Here is a 21,134-nt window from a genome sequence, read left to right as displayed (position 1 = left end):
ACCAGGCTCACCGCATCCGACTTGAATTCATCGGAATACCGACGTCGAGTCTTCTTGGTCATGAACACCTCCATTGCCTCCATTATGAGGCTTATCGGGGTGTCCGCTCCAATTGGACCACTTCAGCATGCTGAGTAGAAGAACAGTCAGTCGCAGCGCAAGGGAGTCAAAGGAATGAAAATCACCATCTTCGGTACGGGCTACGTTGGCCTGGTTACCGGCACCTGCCTGGCCGATGTGGGCCATGATGTGATGTGCATGGACGTGGACGAGGGCAAGATTGCCCGGCTGCGCGATGGCGAGATCCCTATCTACGAGCCGGGGCTTGAGTCGATGGTGCACCAAAACGTCGAGGCGGGGCGCATGCAGTTCACGACCGATGCCAAGGCGGCCGTGGCCTTCGGCACCCTGCAGTTCATCGCCGTGGGGACGCCCCCGGACGAAGACGGCAGTGCCGACCTTAAGTACGTGCTGGCGGTGGCCAATACCATCGGCGAACACATGGACGCGTATAAGGTGGTCGTCGACAAGTCCACGGTGCCGGTAGGCACCGCGGACCGGGTGCAGGCGGCGGTGGCGGGCGCCCTCGAGCAGCGCGGCGTAACGCTCGACTTCGACGTGTGCTCCAACCCCGAATTCCTCAAGGAAGGCGCCGCCATCGAGGACTTTTCCCATGGCGCCCGTATCGTGGTCGGCACCGAGGCCGAGCGCGTTCGCGAGCTGATGCGCGAGTGTTACGCGCCGTACAATCGCCACCATGAAAAGCTGATGTTCATGGACGTGCGCGCCGCCGAGCTGACCAAGTACGCGGCCAATGCCATGCTGGCGACCAAGATCAGCTTCATGAACGAGATCGCCAATCTGGCCGAGCGCCTGGGGGCCGATGTGGAGCAGGTGCGCCGCGGCATCGGCAGTGATCCGCGCATCGGCTATCACTTCATCTACCCAGGCTGTGGTTACGGCGGCTCATGCTTCCCCAAGGATGTGCAGGCGCTGGCTCGCACCGCCGGTGAGGTGGACTACCCGGCCGAGCTGCTCACCGCCGTGGAGGCCGTGAACCGGCGCCAGAAGGATACCCTGTACGCCAAGCTGAGCCAGGCCTTCGACGGCGACCTGAACGGCAAGACCATCGCCCTCTGGGGCCTGGCCTTCAAGCCCAACACCGATGACATGCGGGATGCGCCCAGCCGCACGCTGATGGAAGCGCTGTGGGCGGCCGGCGCCACCGTGCAGGCCTACGACCCCGAGGCGATGAAGGAATGCCGCCGGATTTATGGCGAGCGCGACGACTTGGTGCTGTTGGCCGATCGTGTCCAGGCGGTGAAGGGTGCCGACGCGCTGGTGATCTGCACCGAATGGAAGGAGTTCCGTACCGTCGACTTCGCCTGGCTGCAAAATCAGCTTGCCATGCCGGTGGTGATCGACGGCCGTAACCTGTTCGACCCCGAGGCCGTGAAGGGCGCGGGGCTGATGCACTTCGCCGTGGGACGAGGAGATTCGCTCGCTTCTCTGACGACCTGATTTTCTCCGACCCATGACGACGGCGCCCGGTTCAGTGCTCTGAGCCGGGCGCTTTTGTTTGTGGCTGGCCATTTTGGCTGTTGGGATTCTGGGAGACGCCGTTCTCGTGAGAGAACTTGCCATCGTTACCGAGCGGCGTGGGAGAGGCATCCAGGTAGATATTAGTGAGATGTCATCATATCGGAAGCCACATCAACGCTCTCGGCTGCCGCCATGAACGCTGCCGCCCCAAGCATGTCTGATAGGCTTCGACATCATGTGATCACGGGACCGATCCCCCATTGGCGAGGAAAGAGGATGAGGGTGGCATCACTGTCACACTGGCAGCGACTTAACTCCTGGCTGCTGGCCGCCTTCGCGGCCCTGTTGATGGTCGTGAGCCTGGGGTATGCCCTGGTGCCGCTGACGGTGGCCTTGCTGGCGGTGGCTGGGGTGGCGCTGAGCCCCGGCGTGTTCAAGCGGTTCGACGGTGTCGATCGAGAAGATGGCCTGTGGTGCCTGGCCCTGCTGGCGTTTGCCGGATTCTGGCTGTGGGATGTCTGGCGCACCGGCACCTGGCCGGTCGGGGAGGGTAACCAGGGGATTCTCTTGCCGCTTTGGCCGGTGCTGACGGCGGCACTGTTGATCTGGCTGCGTGGGCATCATCCGCTTCCACGGCACTGGTGGATCGGCGTGTGTCTTGGGGCCTGGACGGTCGGTGGTATCGCCCTTTACGAGCGGCTGGCGCTGGGCGTGCCCCGGGCCGACAACGGCATGAATGCGATTCCCTTCGGTAATCTGTCTCTGCTGCTGGGCGGACTGTCGCTGCTGGCGGCGCTGTGGTGGGCACGGGCCTCTGGCCTGAACGGCCGATGGCGCAAGCTCGGCGTGGCGCTGGCCGTGGGAGCCGCGCTGTCGGGCATTCTGGCCTCGCTGCTTTCCGGCACGCGCGGCGGGTGGCTATCGGCACCGCTGCTGCTGTGGCTGTGTTATCGAACGGGCCGCGAGGTGCTGGGCCCGGATCTCCAGCGTTGGTGGCGGGGCGGCATGTTGGTGGTTTCGCTGCTGTTGGCGAGTGTCGTGGTTCTGCCGCAGTCGGGCGTCATCGACCGTGTCGAGTTGGCGGTCGATAACGTCCAGCAGTACTGGCAGCAGGATCGGCGCGGTAGCTCCGTGGGGCTGCGGCTGGAAATGTGGCGCAGCGGCTGGGCGCTGTTTCAGGAACGCCCTCTGACCGGCTGGGGCGAAGGCCGGCTGGAAGCCGCCCGCGATGCGATGGTGGAATCCGGCGAGCTGCACCCGGGGGTGAGTGCCTATGACCAGCTGCACAGTGACATCATCGATACCACGGCTCGCCGCGGCCTGGTGGGGCTGGCCAGCTTGATACTGCTCTATGGCGTGCCGATCGTTCTGTTCTCGCGGCGGTTGGCCCATGGCGATGCCGGCGTTCAGATACTGGCCGCCGCCGGGCTGATGATTTCCCTGGCCTTCATCGATTTCGGGCTGACCCAGTCGATGCTGCGCGATGTGCGAGGGTTGAGTGGCTTCCTGGGACTGAGCCTGGCGTGCTGGGTGCTGTTGCGGGGAGAAGAGGTTCGATGTGGGGCCAGCCGCTCAAGCCAATCAAAGGATCAGCCCCCACCGTTGGCGGGAGGGGGCTGCCCCTGACCTTGGCTAGCCTGACAGTACCGTGGGTAGCCACAGCGCGATCTGCGGCCATACGCTGATGATCAGCGCGGCCAGGCACATCAGCAGGAAGAAGGGCGCGGCGGCCAGCGCCACGCGGCCGATGCTCTCGCCGGTCAGGCTCTGCAGCACGAACAGGTTGAAGCCCACCGGTGGGGTGATCTGCCCCAGTTCCACCATGATCACCAGGAAGACGCCGAACCACAGCGGGTCGTAGCCGGCCTGGATGATGATCGGCAGGGTGATCGGCAGGCTCATCACGGTGATCGAGATGCCGTCCAGGAACAGCCCCAGCAGCACGTAGAACAGCGCCATGGCCAGCAGCAGGGCGATGGGCGAGAAGCCCTGTTCGGCGATCCAGCCGGCCAGCTCGCTCGGCAGGTGCAGGTAGCCCATGGCGGTGGAGAGCAGGGCGGCCGCCACCAGCAGGCTGCACACCATCACCGCGCTGATCAGCGCGCCGCGCAGGGCGTCGATGAACAGCGCCACCGTCAGCTGGCGCTCCCACAAGAGCAGCGCCAGGGTGGCGGCGCAGCCCACGGCGGCGGCCTCCGAGGGCGTGGCGATGCCGGTGTAGATGGCGCCGATGACGATCACGATCAGCCCCAGCACCGGGGCGAGGTCGTGCAGCGCCTGGCGCATGCCGCTGCCGGTGTCCTCGGCCTTCGGCGCGAGGGCCGGGTTGGCCAGGCAGCGCAGTCCCACGTAGCCGACGTACAGCGCGGCGATCACCAGCCCCGGCAGCACGCCGGCCATGAACAGCTTGCTGATCGAGACCTCGGCCTGCACGCCGTAGACGATCATCACGATCGACGGCGGAATCAAGAGCCCCAGGCTGCCGGCCCCGGCCAGCGAGCCGATCGAGAGATCGCGATCGTAGCGGCGCTGGTCGAGCTCGCGGGTGGTGATCTTGCCGATGGTGGCGGTGGTGGCCGCGCTGGAGCCGCTGACCGCGGCGAACAGCGTGCAGCCCAGCACGTTGGTGTGCAGGATGCCGCCGGGCAGGTGGCGGGTGAACGGCGTCAGGCCACGAAACAGCCGCTCGGAGATGTTGGAGCGGAAGATCAGTTCGCCCATCAGGATGAACAGCGGGATGGCCGAGAGCTCCCAGCTGTTGGCGGCGCGGAACAGGATCTTGGACAGGATCAGGCCGATGCGGTTGGCATCGAAGTCCCCGAGCCCCCACAGCGAGAGCATGGCGACGATGACCAGGCCGGCGAACACCCAGCTGCCCAGCGCGAGCACGGCCAGCAGGATGCCGATCACGCCGGCCCCGATGAATAGCGTTTCCATTCAGGCGTCTCCGGCGTCGAAGGCGTGGCGCTGCACCAGGATGCGCAGCGAGCGGACGATGAGCACCAGACACAGCAGATAGAGGCCGACCAGTACGGTGCCCTGGGGAATCCACAGCGGTGTCTGGGCCAGGGTCTCGCTGACGATGCCGCGCTGGTAGCTGCGCTCCACGGCGATGGTCCAGTAGCGGGCCAGCCAGCCGAAGGCCAGCAGGGCGCTGACGCTGGCGAACAGCTCCAGTGGCCAGCGCCAGGCCTGGGGCAGCCGCTTGAGCACCAGTGCGACGCGGATCAGCCCGCCCTTCTCCAGGGCGTAGGGCAGGCCGAGGAAGGTCATCGCCGCCACCGCGTAACCGATGTACTCGTCGAGGATGAAGGTCGAGCGCCCGAACAGGCGCATGCCGATCTCGAGCAGGATATGGCCGAGCATGTAGACCACCAGCAGCATGGCCAGGCCGGCCCCTAGCGCCGCGAGGGCGCTGGTCAGCCGGCCGAGAGCATCGACCAGCAGTGCGGCGACGCTGGGGAAGGCGCTGCCGTCACGGCGATGCTGCGAGCTCATTGGCCGCTCTCTGGGTCGCCCGCCTCGTTGAAGGCCTCGAGGATGCGGGTGGCGCGCTCGCCGGTGCTCTCGACCCAGTCATCGACCACCGGCTGGGCGGCCTCGGCGAGCGCGGCGTGGAATTCCTCCGGTACCGGATCGTGGATGGCGACGCCGTGCTCCTCGAGCTCGGCGTAGTTCTCGGCCACGCGCTCCTTCACCACCTCCCAGTTGTGGGCGTCGGTTTCCTCGGCGGCCTGGAGCACGGCCTGCTGCTGTTCCTCGCTCAGCGATTCGAAGGCGTCGCGGTTCATGTGCACCATGTTGAGCGGCACGGCGTACTGGATGGCGTTGAAGTCGCTCAGGTGCTCCCAGAAGCTGCCGCTGGCGCCGGCCTCGGCGGAGGTCAGCACCGCCTCGATGCCGCCGGTGGCGAGCTGGGGCACGACGTCGGCCCAGGACAGCTTCACCGGTGAGGCGCCGGCGTTGACCAGGGTGGCGGTGCCGTTGCGGTCGTAGCTGCGGATCTTGAGGCCGTCGAGGGCCTCCATGCTGGTGACCGGCTCCTCTGACCAGATGCCGCTGGCCGGCCAGGGCGAGGCGTAGAGCAGGATCTGGTCGTTGTCCTCGAACACCTTGGCGTATTCCGGGCGGGCGATCTCGTAGAGCCGCTGGGCCGATTCGACGTCATCGGCCAGGAAGGGCAGCGACGAGAGCAGGAAGATCGGATCGATGCCGCCCAGCGCGCCGGACAGGCTGTCGGCGATCTGCACCGCGTTGTCGGCCACGGCGTAGAAGTGATCGCCCGAGCGGAAGCCCAGTGCGCCGCCGGAGTGCAGGGTGATGTCGACCTCGCCGTCGGTCAGCGCCTCGACGCGCTCGATGAACCAGGCATCGCCCTCGGCGTGAATCGAGTTGGCGTTGTATTCGTTGGAGAAGTCCATGCCGGCGGAATGGGCCGGCAGCGACGCGGCGAGGCCGAGGGCCATCAGCGGCAGGGCCGCGGTGCGGCGAAGGTCGTGGGAGCGAAGGGAAGGCGTCGCAAGGCTCGGCATCGGGGGCATCCTTTGTGGTTGTCGTCGTTTGCCGATTCAGCATCCTCAAGAATGCTGCGATGCGGGAGTGCCAGTGCGACCTCTGCTGTTCCGAGCGCGGCACGTGCCAGGGCCGCGCCGGGGCTAGCCCCCTGAGGAGTTTGAGGGGGCTGGCGCCAACGGCCGATCAGTGGCGTGTCGGGACGCGATTTTCCAGCCAGCGGAGCCCGATGATCAGGATGCCGCTAAGGGTGAGGTAAACGGCGACCATGAACAGCAGGGGTTCATAGGTGAGGTAGGTCGCCTGGCGTACCTGGGTGATGACGGCGTAGAGGTCCACCACGGTGATGGTGGCGACCAGTGGGGTGGATTTGAGCTGAAGAATGATTTCGCCGGTCAGCGTCGGCAGGGCACGATGCAGGGCACGCGGAAACCAGACGCGACAGAAGATCTTGCGTCGGGGCATGCCGAAGGCCTTGGCCGCTTCGAGTTCGCCGCCTGGCACGCCGGCGAAGGCGCCGCGCATGATCTCGCCCTGATAGGCGGCGAAGGACACGGTCAGGGCGATGAGGCCGTAAGGCCAGGCCTGGCGCAGGTACTCCCAGGCCCAGGACGCCCGCAGTTCCGGGAACTGGCCGAACAGCGCGCCGAGCCCGTAATAGAACAGCCATAGCTGAAGCAGCAGGGGGGTTCCGCGAATCACGGTGCAGAACGCGGTGGCGAGCCATGCAAGCGGCCAGATGCGGCTGAGCTGTAACAGCGCCAGCGGCAACGCCAGCATGAAGCCGATGATCACGCTGGTGACCAGCATGAACAGCGACATCTGCAGGCCTTCCCAGAGCTTGGGCAGATAATCGGGCAGCCAGCTCCAGTCCATCGTCTGGATCATGGCCAGCACGCCGGCGACGAACAGCCCCAGCAGGACCAGGCGGTGTGGCTGCATCAGGGCCGAGATCATCGTCGGCATGCGGCCCGGCGTGGGGCGTGCGGGAGAGGGAATTGACATGGCGTCAGACATGAACGCTCCTGGTTTCAGTACGCAGTGACCAGTCCCCGACGCGCGTAACGCTCGAAGCGGCGGAGCAGGAGATTGGAGACCAGCGTCAGGGCCAGATAGAGGGCGCCGGCGCTGAGGAAAAACAGGATGTAGGCGTGGGTGGCGCCGGCGGCCTGACGGGTGACGAGCGTCAGTTCGCTGAAGCCGATCACCGCCAGCAGCGCGGTATCCTTGGTCGCGATCATCCACAGGTTGGCCATGCCGGGCAGGGCGTGAGGAGTCATCGCGGGCAGGGTGACGCGCTTCAGGACCTTGCTGGGGGGCATGCCGAAGGCGTGTGCCGCTTCGGTCTGCCCCTTGGGGATGGCGAGGATGGCGCCGCGGAAGACCTCGGTGGCATAGCCGCCCTGCACCAGGCCGATGACCAGGATACCGGCGACCAGGCCGTTGACGTTGATCTCGCCGAATCCCATGGCGCCCGAAGCCCGGCTGAGCAGGTCGGTGCCCACGTAGTAGAACAGCAGCATCAGCACCAGCTCGGGCACGGCGCGGATGACCATGGTGTAGATCTCGAGTAGATCGCGCACGACCTTGTTGCCGTACAGCTTGCCGGTGGCCCCGGCGATGCCGATCAGCATGCCCAGCACGTAACCACCTGCGGCCAGCTCGATCGAGCGCAGAAATCCGACCAGCAGTACTTTGCCCCAGCCCGGGGCCTCGTAGGCCAGCAGGCTGAGATCGAAGAGGGTCGTCATGGTGACGGATCTCCTTGTCTATGGAAGGGAAGCCAGGGCCATCCAGCACGGCAGCCCTGGTGGACGCGGAAACTAGCCGTTGTAGATGTCGAACTCGAAGTACGGCTCGCTGATTTCCTCGTAGGTGCCGTCGGCCCGCATCGCGGCGATAGCCGCGTTGACGCGCTCCTTGAGTTCGCTGTCTTCCTGGCGCAGGCCGACGCCGATTCCTTCGCTCATGATCGCGGGGTCGATCTCGACGGCGCCGCGATACTCGCAGCATGACTGGCCTGTGTCGGAGTGGATGAAGTCCTGCATGGCCAGCGTGTCCGCCATCACGGCATCCACGCGGCCGGCGACCAGGTCCTGCAGCTCTTCATTGACGGTCTGGTAGATCTGCAGGTTGGCCGTGTCGGCAAAATGCTTGCGTGCGTACTGCTCCTGGAGGGAGCCGGACTGGATGCCCAGGTAAGCCCCCTCGAGGCCTTCGGCCGTGGGCTGGATGTCGCTGGACTTGTAGGCCAGAACACCGGTCGAGCTAGCGTAGTACTTGTCGGAGAAGGCGATTTGCTTGGCCCGCTCGGGGGTGATCGACATCGAGCCGATGATCATGTCGATCTTGCCGGTATTCAGCGCCGGAATGATGCCTTCCCAGGCCAGCGGCTTGACCTCGCACTCGGCGTCCAGCCGGTCGCAGAGTTCGTGAATGAAGTCGATTTCCCAGCCGGACCAGTTGCCTTCGGCATCGGGGGAATAAAAGGGCGGATAGGGCTCTGCGGAGAGGCCGATCTGATAGCTGTCGGCGATGGCGGGGGCGGTGAAGACGCTCAGGCCGATCAGGCCGGCAGTGGCGGAGAGAGACTTGAACATGATGGTCCTCTTTGTCTGTTTTGTTGGGTATGAAAAGAAGGCGCTAGCGATCAGCTCATCGCTCCGATGAACTGCTGCAGGTGCGGAGAGCGCGGCGCGTTGAACAGCTGTTCCGGAGGGCCCTGCTCCTCGATGATGCCGTCGCGCAGAAAGACGACGTGGGTCGCCACGTCGCGGGCAAAGGCCATCTCGTGGGTCACCAGCAGCATGGTGCGCTGCTCGGCGGCGAGATCGCGGATCACCGATAGCACTTCACCGACAAGCTCCGGGTCCAGCGCCGAAGTGGGCTCGTCGAACAGCATCGCCAGAGGGTCGACCGCCAGGACTCGAGCAATGGCGGCGCGCTGCTGCTGACCGCCCGACATGTAGCCCGGGTACATGGAGGCCTTGTCGCCGAGCCCGACCCGGTCGAGCAGCTTCTCGGCCCGGTGGATGGCTTCGTCGCGCGGAGTGCCCAGCACATGAATGGGCACCTCGATGATATTCTCCAGCACGGTGCGATGCGGCCAGAGATTGAAGTTCTGGAAGACCATGCCGAGGTGGGCGCGGATGCGCTGTACCTGACGGCGATCGCTGATCTCTAGATCGTTCTGACGGGTGGCATGCAGGCGGTAGGGCTCGCCCTGAATGGCGATCTCGCCAGCGCTGGGTCGTTCGAGCAGATTGATGCAGCGAAGCAGTGTCGACTTTCCCGATCCCGAGCCGCCGATGATGGCGACGACGTCGCCCTGACGGGCGGTGAGGGTGATGCCTTTCAATACCTCATGGGAGCCGAATTGCTTGCGTAAATCACGGATCTCTATAGCGGGTTCGTGTTCCATAGGTTTTCTCGTCTTGGGTGACGTCCTGGCGCGCTATCTGGCCGGCGCTTGCAATCATTTCCTTGTTATACGACAGTATAACTGTACGGCAGATTCAACAAGATTCAAAGTGCAATGCCGAACCAGGAAATGATCAAGGGGGGGGAGTGGACGTCGTCCGGAGACGCTGCGCGCCCCCGACAGGCCGCCGAATGGCAGGCGCCTTGCCAGGACGAGCAGCGGCGCCGGCGACGGCAACCCGGAATGGTGGAAGCTATGAGCAGGAAATCGTTTGAGCGCTGGTCCATGGATGCCCGGCGTCGAAGTCTTCTGGAGGCGACGCTGGACTGCGTGGCCGAGCATGGCATGCGCGGCGCCAGCGCCAGGCGTGTGGCTGAGAGGGCCGGAGTGACGGCGGGGCTGATCCGGCATTATTTCGGTTCCCGGGATGCCATGGTGAGAGACGCCTATGGCTATCTGATGGGGCAGCTGACCGGTGAGGCCGCGGCGTCTTCCGAGCAGGGCGGGGAGGCACCCGCGCGGCGCCTGGCGAATTTCATCGTCGCCAACGTGACGGAGCCCAATGTGTCCTCTCGCAAGGTCGCCTTGTGGTCCACCTTTATCGGATGTGTGCGCACCGAGGGGGATTTTGCCGACATTCACCGGGAAAGCTATCGCGAGTTCCTGACGCTACTGGAAACGCTGATTCATCCCGTGTTCGTGGCTCATGAAAGGCCGGCGGATCCGGTGGCCTGCCAGCACTATGCCATTGCCTTGAACGGGCTGATTGACGGTCTCTGGATGGAGGGTGGCCTGGGCCATGGGCTCTACGACAATGCATTGCTGCCGATGATTGCCCTGGGCGCTGCCGAGGGCATCCTGGCACTGCCGTCGAATACTCTGCGGCAGTACTTTGCCGACCAGTATCCCCCCTCTCGACTTGCAAAAACATAGGAGTAGCTTGATGCGATATGCACCGATTACCGATCGGCTTCATGACCTCGGCGGTGACAAGTGGGCAGTGCATAATGCGGCCAGGGCCCGACAGGCTCAGGGTGAGGATATCATCGAGCTCAGCATTGGCGAGCCGGATATCACGACCGACCCCGCGCTGGTTGAACACTGTGTGGATGCGCTGAGAGCGGGGCGCACGCGCTACTCCAACGGGCGCGGCGAGCCGGGGCTGGTCGATGCCCTGATCGAGACCTATGCGCCCCGTTTCCCCGAGATCGGGGAGGAAAACGTGCTGTGTTTCCCCGGCACCCAGACCGCGTTGTTCGGTGTGATGCTGGCCCTGGCGGGCGACGGCCATGGCGTGCTGACCGGCGACCCCTACTATGCCACCTATCAGGGCGTGATTCGGGCCGCCGGCGCTCACCTCCAGCCGGTGCCACTGCGTATGGAGCACGGCTTCATCATGCAGCCCGAGGATCTGGCCGCGGCCATCACGCCGGACAGCCGCGTTCTGGTGCTCAATACGCCACATAACCCCACCGGCGCGGTGTTGACTCGCGAGGCGCTGGAGAAGCTCGGTGAGCTGTGCGTCACACACGATCTCTGGATCGTCTGTGACGAGGTGTATGAAGCGCTGATCTTCGACGGCGACTTCGTGTCTCCGCTCGAGATCGAGTTCCTGCGCGAGCGTACCGTCGTGGTGTCATCGATCTCCAAGAGCCATGCGGCGACGGGCTTTCGCAGCGGCTGGTCGATTGGCCCGGTGGAGTTCTCGCGCCGGCTGCTGCCGATCTCCGAGACCATGCTGTTCGGTAACCAGCCTTTCATCGCCGACATGACCGAGGCGGCGCTGCGTCAGGAATTCGATACCGCCGAGCGCCTGTGCGAGGCCCTGGGGCGCCGCGCGGCGCTGCTGTACGAGACGATCGCGCCGTTGCCGATGCTGTCGGCGGCCATGCCGCAGGGGGGCATGTTCCTGATGATCGACGTGGCCAAAACCGGGCTCGATGGTGAGCGATTTGCCTGGAAGCTCCTGGAAGAAGAAGGCGTGGCGGTGATGCCCGGCGCCTCCTTCGGCGACAGTGCGGCCAGCCTGATCCGGGTGGCGTTGACGGTCCCCGACGATGTGCTGCTGCAGGCCGTCGAGCGCATGGGGAACGTGTGCCGGCGCTTGGCCGAGGAGGGAGTGAGCCCCGTTGGTGATATGGCCCTTGCCTAGTCACGGATGCCTCACAGGACTTATACGACCGTATAATTATCGAGCGTCTGGCGTGATTGCCGGGCGCCTTGTCAGAAGGAAATCACATGAGCTCTACGGCGCCTATGTTAGGGGTTTACCTGAGTGATTCGCTCGATCTGGATGCCATCTACGGCGAGGCCTTGAGGCAGGGCGCAGAGGACATCGTCTTGCGTCACCCGCACGAGATCGATCATCCCGAGGACGTGCGTTTTGCCATCTGCTGGCTGCCCGATGAGCAGGCATTCGACGCCTATCCCAACCTGAGCCTGGCGATGTCGATCGGCGCTGGCGTCGATGCGCTGCTGGCGCATCCGGGGCTCGACGATTCGGTGCGGATTGCTCGGGTGCGCGATCCGCACCAGGCCGATCTGATGGCCGGCTTCGCCGCGCATGAGGTGCTGCATCGCGAGCGCGAGTTCGCCACCCTGGAGCGGCAGGCGGTGGATCGGCATTGGGCGCCACTGCCGATGCGGGCGCCCGCCGAGGCAACGGTCGCCGTGCTGGGGCATGGCACGATGGGGCGCGCCGTCGTGCAAGCGCTCGCCGCGCTGGGGTTTGGCGTGCGTGTGGCCTGCCGTCGTCATCCCGAATCGCCGGTGGAAGGCGTGACCTATCTCACCGGTGAAGAGGCCGTGAAGGAAGCGGCGAAGGATGCCGATTACCTGATCAACGTGCTGCCGCTGACGGCGACGACGGAGAACGTGCTCGATGAGGAGCTGCTGGCGCGGCTTGCCCCTGGCGCCTGGCTGGTGCAGATCGGCCGCGGCGAGCATCTGGTCGAGGGCGATCTGCTCAAGGCACTGGATGGCGGTCATCTTGCCGGGGCCAGCCTGGATGTGTTCAGGGAAGAGCCGCTGCCCAAGGCGCATCCGTTCTGGCAGGATGCTCGACTGCGTATCACGCCTCACATCGCCAGTGATTCGCTGCCGGAGGTGGTGGCGATGCAGGTGATCGAGACGGCCAGAGCCCTGCGCGACGATCAACCGCTGGCGATGGGCATCGATCGTCGCCAGGGGTACTGATGATCGGCCATTCCCGAACCCTTCCGTCAAAGGAGCCCACGATGAGTCTCGAGCCGTCCCGCCATGCCGAGATCAGCGATGCCGAGCGAGAGGCCCGCATCGCGCTGGCGGCCTGCTATCGGCTGGCCGCCCACTATCGCATGACGGACCTGATCTATACCCACATCACCGCGCGCGTGCCGGGGGAGGAAGGGCACTTCCTGATCAATCCCTATGGCTGGCGCTGGGAGGAGATCACCGCGTCCTCGCTGGTGAAGATCGATGTCGATGGCCGCAAGGTGGACGATAGCCCGGAGGGCGTGAACCCGGCCGGCTTCACCATTCACTCCGCCATTCATCGGGCGAACCACGACGCGGCCTGGGTGATGCACACCCATACTCGGGCCGGCATCACGGTGGCCACCCAGGCGCGCGGGCTCGAGACGCGGCTGAACCAGATCTCGCTGCAGTTCCACGAGCGGGTGTCCTACCACGACTACGAAGGCATCGCCCTGGACCTGGACGAGCGCGAGCGCATCGTGGCGAGCCTCGGCAACCACACGGCGCTGGTGCTGCGCAACCATGGCCTGCTGACCACCGGCGCCTCGGCGGCCGAGATGTTCAACAACATGTTCTACCTGGAGCGGGCCTGCGAGCTGCAGGTGGCCGCCCAGGGCACCGGCGAGCCGCTGAGCCTGGTGCCGGAAGAGGTGGCCCGGCATGTGGCGCGCCAGTACGACCAGACCATCCATGAGGAGGGCGACCTGGCGCTCGAATGGGCGGCGCACCTGCGTACCCTGGATTCGCTGGACCCGAGCTACCGGGACTGATCGAGCGGTATTCCTCACCCAGAGCGCCCGGCATGATGCCGGGCGCTTCGGGTGAGAGGGGCGGGTTGGGGGCAGACCCTCGCCCGGCAAGCCAATGGCTTCCGGGGAATAATCGCTTCAGCACCAGATGGGGGCGAATCGCGAGCGGCCGGCGCAACGGTGGTGCGTCGGAAGGAAGGGGGTGTGGGGGAGAATCGACAAGGCCTGGGATTGTTCTTGGCTAAGGCCTTGATATCAATATTTTTTGTCGTTATTGGCCCGCTGTTCGCTAAGTTCGAAGGGAAAGGCCGCCGTGGCGGCGGCCCTTCGAACGTGAGCTGGCGTGCTCCAACTGGTCCCCTTCGGGGGACTTTTTTTATGTGCGTTTGTTGAGGGGCATGATGGTCGTCATGACTCGATCCGACAACGAGACCTTAGTGGTAGGGTGGGCATGCGCCTTGTCGCCGAGCCCCCGGCGTGCACGCCTGAACTGCCACAGCGTGCCTGGCCCGTTGGCCATTCAGCCCTGGATGCCCCGGCAGCGCCTATGGCATCGGCGCTCGCGATGGTGTTCCATATCGGCCTATCCCGGACCCGAGGCGTTGGCGCGGCACGTGCGATCGATGCGTCGGCATTCGATTCGGGAGAAGGAGCGTTGGAGAAAGGAGAGTCATTGTGAGAACACTTGTCGTGGTGCGTTCCCTGAAGATGGGGGGCATGGAGCGCGTCGCGGTCAATCTGGCGGATGCCTTCGCCGAGGCAGGCCACGAAAGCCATCTGCTGAGCTTTCGCCGCGTCGAGCGCGAGCTGTCGCCTGCGCATCCGGGGGTAAAGCATCATCATCTCGATCTGCGTTGGTGGTCTCGGGTCACCGGGCTCGGGCTTCTGCTTGAGCTGCTGGCACGGCTGGTGGTGAATCCGCTGATCAAGCGTTCGCTGTATCTGGGTACCGGGATCATGGGCGGCGCGGTCTTCAAGCTTTGGTTGCGTCGGTTCGAGCGGCGCCACGGGCGCGTCGACCGCATCGTCTTCCGCGGCATCGGCACCTTCGAGCAGGTCTGGACCTTCCGCGACGACAGAGCCTGTTACGTGCTGGAGAACATCCTGCATGCCTCGCGGCCGAGCATGAGGCGGCGGCTGATGGGGCGCTGCCTGTTCCAGCATCGTCATCTGGTCACGGTGTCGCGCGGCGTCGCCGAGAGTGTGGAAAAGGCCGAGCAGTGCTGGCGGTTCCGTCCCGCCTCGTTGCGGGTGATCCCGAACCCCTGCCCGGTGGAGGGCATCCGCGAGGCGATGCGCGAACCCGAGCCCGACCTCCCTGACGAGCCCTATCTGGTCAATGTCGCCCGGCTGGTGCCGGCCAAGGACCAGGCGCTGCTGCTGAAGGCCTATGCCGAGTCCGGCCTGACTCTGCCGCTGGTGCTGGTCGGTGACGGTCAGGAACGTGGGGCGCTGGAGGCGCTAGCCGAAGAGCTCGGCATCGCCGGACGGGTCCGCTTCGTGGGCCAGCGCAGCAATCCCTACCCTTGGATGCATCATGCCCGGCTGTTCGTGCTGAGTTCCCGCTTCGAGGGCATGGGCATCGTGCTGTTCGAGGCGCTGGCCTGCGACACGCCGGTGCTGAGCGTCGACTGCCCGGGCGGCATTCGGGAGATTCTCAAGGGCGACCTGGAGGCCGCCATCGTGCCGCACTCCGTCGAGGGACTGGCCCACGGGATGCGAGCGGCGCTCGAGCAGGAATCGCCTGCAATCCAAGCGGCCTGGCTGGACGATTTTCGTCCGGAAACCGTCGCCGAGGCGTTCCTGGCGCCAACGACCCAGGCCGGAGCCTGACAGGGCCTCATCGAAGCGCTGGACGCGTGGCGTCGATATGGCACCATAACGAACGATTCAACGGCCGACGAGTCTTTACACCGGCTGTCATCGGCACAGGGCGCATGAATGACATGGAGATAGTGACATGCAGGACGTGATTCAGGCGTTTCACGATATTCAGCCCGATCCCGCCGATTCCACTCAGGCGGTGAGCTTCGGCACCTCGGGGCATCGAGGGCGCTCGCTGGCGGGTTCCTTCAATCGCGCGCATATCCTGGCCGTGGCTCAGGCCGTGGTGGATTACCGCCGCCAGGCCGGCATCACCGGCCCGCTTTACCTCGGCCGCGATAGCCATGCGCTGTCGCGCCCGGCCTGGGAAACGGCGCTGCAGGTGCTGATCGCCAACGGCGTGGAGGTGCGCATCGAGCGTGACGGCGAGCTGACCGCCACCCCGGTGGTGAGTCGGACGATCCTGGCCCACAACGCCGAGGGCGCCACGCCCCAGGCCGATGGCCTGATCGTCACGCCGTCGCACAATCCGCCCGAGGATGGCGGCATCAAGTACAATCCGCCGCACGGCGGCCCCGCCGAAGGCGAGGTGACCGGCTGGATCGAACGCCGCGCCAACGAGCATCTGACCCAGGAGCTTGAGGCGGTGGCCGAGGTGTCGCTGGAGGAGGCGCAGGCGCAGGCCGTTCGCCATGACATGGTGGGCGAATACGTCGACGGCCTCGCCTCGGTGGTGGACCTGGAGGCGATCAAGCGCGCCGGTCTCACGCTGGCGGCCGACCCCATGGGCGGCACGGCACTGCCGGTGTGGCAGGCCATCGCCGACCGCCACGGCCTCGCCCTCGAGGTGGTCAACACCGAGATCGACGAGAGCTTTGCCTTCATGCCGCCGGACCATGACGGCAAGACCCGCATGGACTGCTCCAGTTCGGCCGCCATGGCCAACCTGCTGGCGATGAAAGACAACTTCGACCTGGCCTTCGGCAACGATCCGGATGCCGACCGCCACGGCATCGTCGACGCCGCCGGCCTGATGAACCCGAACCACTACCTGGCGGTGGCCATCGACTACCTGCTGACCCATCGCCCCGGCTGGCGCGAGACGCTCAAGGTCGGCAAGACGCTGGTGTCGTCGTCGATCATCGACCGCGTGGTGGCGGCCCGCGGCCGCGAGCTGCACGAGGTGCCGGTCGGCTTCAAGTGGTTCGTCGATGGCCTGCATGAAGGCTGGCTGGCCTTCGGCGGCGAGGAGAGTGCCGGCGCGAGCTTCCTGACCCTGGATGGCCGGGCCTGGTCGACCGACAAGGATGGCATCCTGCTGTGCCTGCTGGCCGCTGAGCTGATGGCCGTGACCGGCAAGCGCCCGAGCGAGGCCTATCGTGAGCTGACAGAACGTCACGGTGCGCCCCATTACCGGCGCGTCGACACCGCCTGCACCCCCGAACAGCAGCAGGCGTTCAAGCGCCTGGATCCCGCGAGCCTGGCCGTCACCACCCTGGCCGGCGATACGGTCGAGCGCATCCTCGTCAACGCGCCCGGTAACGATGCCCCAATCGGCGGGCTCAAGGTGGAAACCGCCAACGGCTGGTTCGCGGCTCGCCCCAGCGGCACCGAACCGCTCTACAAGGTCTATGCCGAGAGCTTCCGTGGCGAGGCCCACCTGCAGGCCATGATCGAAGAGGCCCAGGCGATGCTGGATGAGGCGCTGTAGCCTCATCGTCGACCGTGTAGCCAGCCCTGGCTCGTGTTGAGATAGAGGGCGAAGTGTGCTTAACTTCTTGCTATTCAAAGTGTTGGGCGAAAAGTGTGCCCTCTGAAGCTGAAAACGCTCCAGACATAGGTTTGTGGGCGAAAGCAGCGCTTTCTTGCACGGCTATTGGCCGTATGACCGGCCCTTCGATTGCGATAGGCTGAGCTAAAACCCTCTGGCGGGATGCGTCGGAGGGTTTTTTGTGGCTGGGTCGCCGAATATGACCAGGCAAACTTAGCCTGCCCGCGCTGCCTGGCGTCGCTGGATAGAGGCGGCAGGGGTACTGGCGTAGAATCGCAGGTCTGACAACGTGGTGGGTGGCTTGGCCTTGGAGGTCGGCACCATCGCTACAAGACAGCAGGGCATGGGAAAACGCCCGGGACAATCCCTGGGCGGTAGCGTGCTTGTAGATTCCATACAGGGAGAGACATGGAACCCGCCGCCATCCTGACATTGCTCACCATTCTGTTGACGCTGGGCATGCTGGCGGCGACGCGCATCTCGCCTGACGTGGTGCTGATGGGCGCTCTGTCGATGCTCGTAGTCGCCGGCATTCTCACGCCGGGCGAGGCCCTGGCCGGCTTCGCCAATCCCGGCGTGATGACCATCGCCACGCTCTACGTGGTGGCCGCCGGGCTGAAGGAGACCGGGGCCATTCAGTGGCTGGCCCATCGCCTGCTGGGGCAGCCCGAGCGACTGAAACAGGCGCAGCTGCGTGTGCTCTTGCCGGCCTCCGGTCTCAGCGCCTTCATGAACAACACCACCGTGGTGGCGATGTTCATCCCGGCCGTCCAGGAGTGGGCCGGCCGCCTGCGGCTGCCGCCCTCCAAGCTGCTGCTGCCGTTGAGCTATGCCGCCATCATCGGTGGCACCTGCACCCTGATCGGCACCAGCACCAACCTGGTCGTCGATGGCCTGCTGCAGACGGAGCTGGGCATGGGGCTCGGGATGTTCTCGCTGGCCTGGGTCGGGATGCCCCTGGTGCTGATCGGCGGCACCTTTCTCTATCTGTTCGCCGACCGGCTGTTGCCCGATCGGCAGGGCGCCCTGGAGCAGCTCGAAACCGCACGGGAGTACGCCGTCGAGGTCATCGTCGACGGCAAGGGGCCGCTGGTGGGCAAGACGATCGCCGATGCGGGGCTGCGTCACCTGAGCCACGGCTATCTGGCCGATATCGAACGCCAGGGGCGCCTGCTGACGGCCGTGCCACCGGACACCGAGCTGCTGGCCGGCGATGTGCTGATCTTCATCGGGGCACCGGAGTGTGCCCGCGAACTGCGTCGCGTGCGCGGCTTGCGGCCCGCCGGCGGTGACGTGCACAAGCTCGATATCGATCACCATCGACGCTGCCTGGTCGAGGCGGTGATCGGCCCCGACTTCGCCGGGCTCGGTCAGTCAGTCCGTGAATCCCGCTTTCGTTCCCGCTATCAGGCGGTGATCCTGTCGATCTCCCGACATGGCAAGCGCCTGCCCGGCAAGCTCGGTGACATCCGCCTGCAGGTCGGCGACACGCTGCTGCTGGAGACCGCCCAGGATTTCGTCGACCAGTACCGCTACCGCAAGGACTTCCTGCTGGTCAGCGGCCTGAATGACTCGACGCCGCCGGACTTCCGCAAGGCGCCGCTGGCGCTGGGCATCCTCGGGGCGATGGTGGTGACCAGCGCCACCGGGCTGCTGTCGATCCTCGAGGCGGCGCTGCTGGCCGGCGGCGCGATGCTGGCGACGCGCTGTGTGCCGGCCAGCAAGGCCCGTCGCTCGGTGGATCTGTCGGTGCTGGTGGTGATCGCGGCCTCGTTCGCGCTGGGCGCGGCCATGAACAAGACCGGCGCCGCCGCCCAGATCGCCCAGTGGCTGCTTCTCGTTGAGGGCATCGCGCCGTGGCTGGCGCTGGCGCTGGTCTATCTGCTGACCGTGATCTTCACCGAGCTGATTACCAACAATGCCGCCGCGGTGCTGATGTTCCCCATCGCTACCGCCGTCGCCGAGCAGCTGGGCGTGAGCGTCATGCCCTTCGTGGTGGCGATCATGTTCGCGGCGTCGGCCAGTTTCATGACCCCGCTGGGCTACCAGACCAACCTGATGGTGCTGGGACCCGGCGGCTATCGCTTTACCGACTACCTTCGCCTCGGGGCGCCGCTGAGCCTGGTGGTCGGCGCCACTGCGGTCGCGCTGATTCCCTGGGTGTGGCCGTTCTAACGGCGGGTAAGCCGTGCTGTACACTTTTCACAACGCAACGCTTCACGACACTGGGACAAGGAGTTCTCTTGACGGATTTTGTGACGGACGACCTGCGCACGCGCCTGATCGAGGGCGTGCATGGCGCCGGTCGCGAGGTACTGGCGATCTATGCGCGTGACGTCGAGGTCGAGACCAAGGCCGATCAGAGCCCGCTGACCGAGGCCGACATGGCCTCGCACCATGCCCTGGTGGCGCTGCTGCAGGCCGCCACGCCGGAGGTGCCGATCCTGTCCGAAGAGTCGGGCGAGATCCCGTTCGCCACCCGTCAGGCCTGGGATCGCTACTGGCTGATCGATCCGCTGGACGGCACGAAAGAGTTCATCAAGAAGAACGGCGAGTTCACCTTGAACGTCGCGCTGATCGAGGATGGCGTGCCGGTGTTCGGCATCGTGCATGCGCCCGCAGTGGGAGAAGAGGGCGGAACCACCTGGATCGGCCAGCAGGGGCAGGGCGCCTGGAAGCAGGTCGCCGGCGGTGAGCTCCAGCCGATCGCCGCCCGCGTCCTGCCGGAGGCCGAGCAGGACGCCTGGAAAGTCGTCGGTAGCCGCTCCCACGGCTCCGACGAGTTCGAGGCCTTCTGTTCACGGTTGCCTGATCACGAGCGCGTGTCCATGGGCAGCTCGCTGAAGCTGTGCCTGGTGGCCGAGGGCACCGCCGATCTCTATCCGCGCCTGGCGCCGACCTGCGAGTGGGATACCGCCGCGGCCCAGGCCGTGGTCACCGCCGCCGGCGGCGAGGTGCTCGACGCCCACACCCTAGCGCCGCTGCGCTGCAACCAGCAGGACAGCGTGCTCAATCCGTTCTTCATCGTCTGTGGCCAGCGTGATGCGCGCTGGGAGCAGGCCTTGACGGCGAGCCTGGCGTAACGCCTCTTTTTTCGCCGCCGCGGGATACGCATGTTCCGCGGCGCCACGATTCGAACCCCACCGGTCACTACGTTATGGACATTACCCCCGAACGCCAGACCCATCTCAAGCAGCTCGAGGCCGAGTCGATCCACATCATCCGCGAGGTCGCGGCCGAGTTCCGCAACCCGGTGATGCTGTACTCCATCGGCAAGGACTCCTCGGTGATGCTGCACCTGGCGCGCAAGGCCTTCTATCCGGGCACGCCGCCGTTCCCGCTGATGCACGTCAACACCACCTGGAAGTTCCGCGAGATGATCGAGTTCCGCGATCGCATGGCCGAGGAGGCCGGCATGGAACTGATCGAGCACATCAACGAGGAAGGCCGGGCCGCGGGCATCAACCCGTTCGATCACGGCAGCTCCAAGTACACCGACATCATGAAGACCCAGTCGCTCAAGCAGGCGCTGGATAAACATCGCTTCGATGCCGCCTTTGGCGGGGCACGCCGCGACGAGGAGGCCAGCCGCGCCAAGGAGCGCGTGTTCTCGTTCCGCGACAAGCACCACCGCTGGGATCCCAAGAGCCAGCGCCCCGAGCTGTGGAACACCTATAACGCCAAGGTGAATCAGGGCGAGTCGATCCGTGTGTTCCCGCTCTCCAACTGGACCGAGCTCGACATCTGGCAGTACATCTACCTCGAGTCGATCGACATCGTGCCGCTGTACTTCTCCGCGCCGCGCCCGGTGGTGAATCGCGACGGCATGGACATCATGGTCGACGACGATCGCCTGCCGCTCGAAGAGGGTGAGGTGCCGGAAGAGAAGTGGGTGCGCTTCCGTACGCTGGGCTGCTACCCGCTGACCGGTGCGGTGGAATCCACCGCCACCACGCTGCCCGAGATCATCCAGGAAATGCTGCTGACGAAGACCTCCGAGCGCAGCGGACGCGCCATCGACCACGATCAGGCCGGGTCGATGGAGAAGAAGAAACGCGAAGGGTATTTCTAAGGGAGCGCA

18 protein-coding genes are annotated in these 21,134 nt (G+C 65.5%); 11 read left to right on the top strand and 7 right to left on the bottom strand.

Annotated features, from left to right (window positions below; translation table 11 throughout):
* Positions 1-174: 174 nt before the first annotated feature.
* On the top strand, positions 175-1,521 hold the full coding sequence (locus ACGTNF_RS04080) for a UDP-glucose dehydrogenase family protein (RefSeq protein ID WP_394600524.1): 1,347 nt from the start codon (positions 175-177) through the stop codon (positions 1,519-1,521).
* Between the two features lie 297 nt (positions 1,522-1,818).
* Positions 1,819-3,168 (top strand): O-antigen ligase family protein, encoded by a 1,350-nt coding sequence (locus ACGTNF_RS04075; RefSeq protein ID WP_394600523.1) that lies wholly within the window; start codon positions 1,819-1,821, stop codon positions 3,166-3,168.
* Between the two features lie 6 nt (positions 3,169-3,174).
* Here the strand turns inward: ACGTNF_RS04075 and ACGTNF_RS04070 are convergent, their stop codons facing one another.
* From ACGTNF_RS04070 to ACGTNF_RS04040, 7 genes are all read right to left on the bottom strand, one after another.
* Entirely contained in the window at positions 3,175-4,479 is a 1,305-nt protein-coding gene (locus ACGTNF_RS04070; RefSeq protein ID WP_394600522.1) for a TRAP transporter large permease, read from the bottom strand.
* Positions 4,480-5,040 (bottom strand): TRAP transporter small permease, encoded by a 561-nt coding sequence (locus tag ACGTNF_RS04065; protein WP_394600521.1) that lies wholly within the window; start codon positions 5,038-5,040, stop codon positions 4,480-4,482.
* A complete protein-coding gene (locus ACGTNF_RS04060; RefSeq protein WP_394600520.1) occupies positions 5,037-6,074 on the bottom strand; it encodes a TRAP transporter substrate-binding protein in 1,038 nt (345 codons plus the stop codon). Before ACGTNF_RS04060 ends, ACGTNF_RS04065 begins: the two co-directional genes overlap by 4 nt.
* A 166-nt stretch (positions 6,075-6,240) precedes the next feature.
* Positions 6,241-7,071 carry an ABC transporter permease gene (locus ACGTNF_RS04055; protein WP_394600519.1) on the bottom strand — a complete coding sequence of 277 codons (831 nt, stop codon included), beginning with the start codon at positions 7,069-7,071 and terminating at the stop codon, positions 6,241-6,243.
* Positions 7,072-7,085: 14 nt separating this feature from the next.
* Complete coding sequence (locus tag ACGTNF_RS04050; protein ID WP_394600518.1) at positions 7,086-7,805, bottom strand: ABC transporter permease; 720 nt, start codon at positions 7,803-7,805, stop codon at positions 7,086-7,088.
* 72 nt (positions 7,806-7,877) lie between these two features.
* A complete protein-coding gene (locus tag ACGTNF_RS04045; RefSeq protein ID WP_394600517.1) occupies positions 7,878-8,654 on the bottom strand; it encodes a transporter substrate-binding domain-containing protein in 777 nt (258 codons plus the stop codon).
* 50 nt (positions 8,655-8,704) lie between these two features.
* Positions 8,705-9,475 carry an ABC transporter ATP-binding protein gene (locus ACGTNF_RS04040; protein ID WP_394600516.1) on the bottom strand — a complete coding sequence of 257 codons (771 nt, stop codon included), beginning with the start codon at positions 9,473-9,475 and terminating at the stop codon, positions 8,705-8,707.
* A 114-nt stretch (positions 9,476-9,589) separates the two neighbouring features.
* Here ACGTNF_RS04040 and ACGTNF_RS04035 point away from each other — a divergent pair, with 114 nt between their 5' ends.
* The 9 genes from ACGTNF_RS04035 (at position 9,590) to cysD (ending at position 21,125) form a co-directional block, all read left to right on the top strand.
* Positions 9,590-10,408, top strand: a complete 819-nt coding sequence (locus ACGTNF_RS04035) for a TetR/AcrR family transcriptional regulator (RefSeq protein ID WP_394600515.1) — start codon at positions 9,590-9,592, stop codon at positions 10,406-10,408.
* Positions 10,409-10,418: 10 nt separating this feature from the next.
* A complete protein-coding gene (locus ACGTNF_RS04030) occupies positions 10,419-11,627 on the top strand; it encodes a pyridoxal phosphate-dependent aminotransferase (protein WP_394600514.1) in 1,209 nt (402 codons plus the stop codon).
* A gap of 86 nt (positions 11,628-11,713) precedes the next feature.
* Positions 11,714-12,670 carry an NAD(P)-dependent oxidoreductase gene (locus ACGTNF_RS04025; protein WP_394600513.1) on the top strand — a complete coding sequence of 319 codons (957 nt, stop codon included), beginning with the start codon at positions 11,714-11,716 and terminating at the stop codon, positions 12,668-12,670.
* A gap of 41 nt (positions 12,671-12,711) precedes the next feature.
* Positions 12,712-13,479 carry a class II aldolase/adducin family protein gene (locus ACGTNF_RS04020; protein ID WP_394600512.1) on the top strand — a complete coding sequence of 256 codons (768 nt, stop codon included), beginning with the start codon at positions 12,712-12,714 and terminating at the stop codon, positions 13,477-13,479.
* A gap of 654 nt (positions 13,480-14,133) precedes the next feature.
* Positions 14,134-15,291 carry a glycosyltransferase gene (locus tag ACGTNF_RS04015; protein ID WP_394600511.1) on the top strand — a complete coding sequence of 386 codons (1,158 nt, stop codon included), beginning with the start codon at positions 14,134-14,136 and terminating at the stop codon, positions 15,289-15,291.
* A gap of 127 nt (positions 15,292-15,418) precedes the next feature.
* Entirely contained in the window at positions 15,419-16,993 is a 1,575-nt protein-coding gene (pgm, locus tag ACGTNF_RS04010; RefSeq protein WP_394600510.1) for a phosphoglucomutase (alpha-D-glucose-1,6-bisphosphate-dependent), read from the top strand.
* A gap of 468 nt (positions 16,994-17,461) precedes the next feature.
* Complete coding sequence (locus ACGTNF_RS04005) at positions 17,462-19,228, top strand: SLC13 family permease (protein WP_394600509.1); 1,767 nt, start codon at positions 17,462-17,464, stop codon at positions 19,226-19,228.
* A 68-nt stretch (positions 19,229-19,296) separates the two neighbouring features.
* Positions 19,297-20,136 (top strand): 3'(2'),5'-bisphosphate nucleotidase CysQ, encoded by an 840-nt coding sequence (gene cysQ / locus ACGTNF_RS04000; protein WP_394600508.1) that lies wholly within the window; start codon positions 19,297-19,299, stop codon positions 20,134-20,136.
* 74 nt (positions 20,137-20,210) lie between these two features.
* On the top strand, positions 20,211-21,125 hold the full coding sequence (gene cysD, locus ACGTNF_RS03995) for a sulfate adenylyltransferase subunit CysD (RefSeq protein WP_394600507.1): 915 nt from the start codon (positions 20,211-20,213) through the stop codon (positions 21,123-21,125).
* Positions 21,126-21,134: the final 9 nt, after the last annotated feature.

The organism is Halomonas sp. B23F22_10, from assembly GCF_043496975.1.
In the GTDB taxonomy this organism is placed as follows: Bacteria; Pseudomonadota; Gammaproteobacteria; order Pseudomonadales; family Halomonadaceae; genus Halomonas; species Halomonas smyrnensis.
Note: the sequence above shows the minus strand (reverse complement) of the source record. Positions and strands in the feature narration are given on the sequence as shown.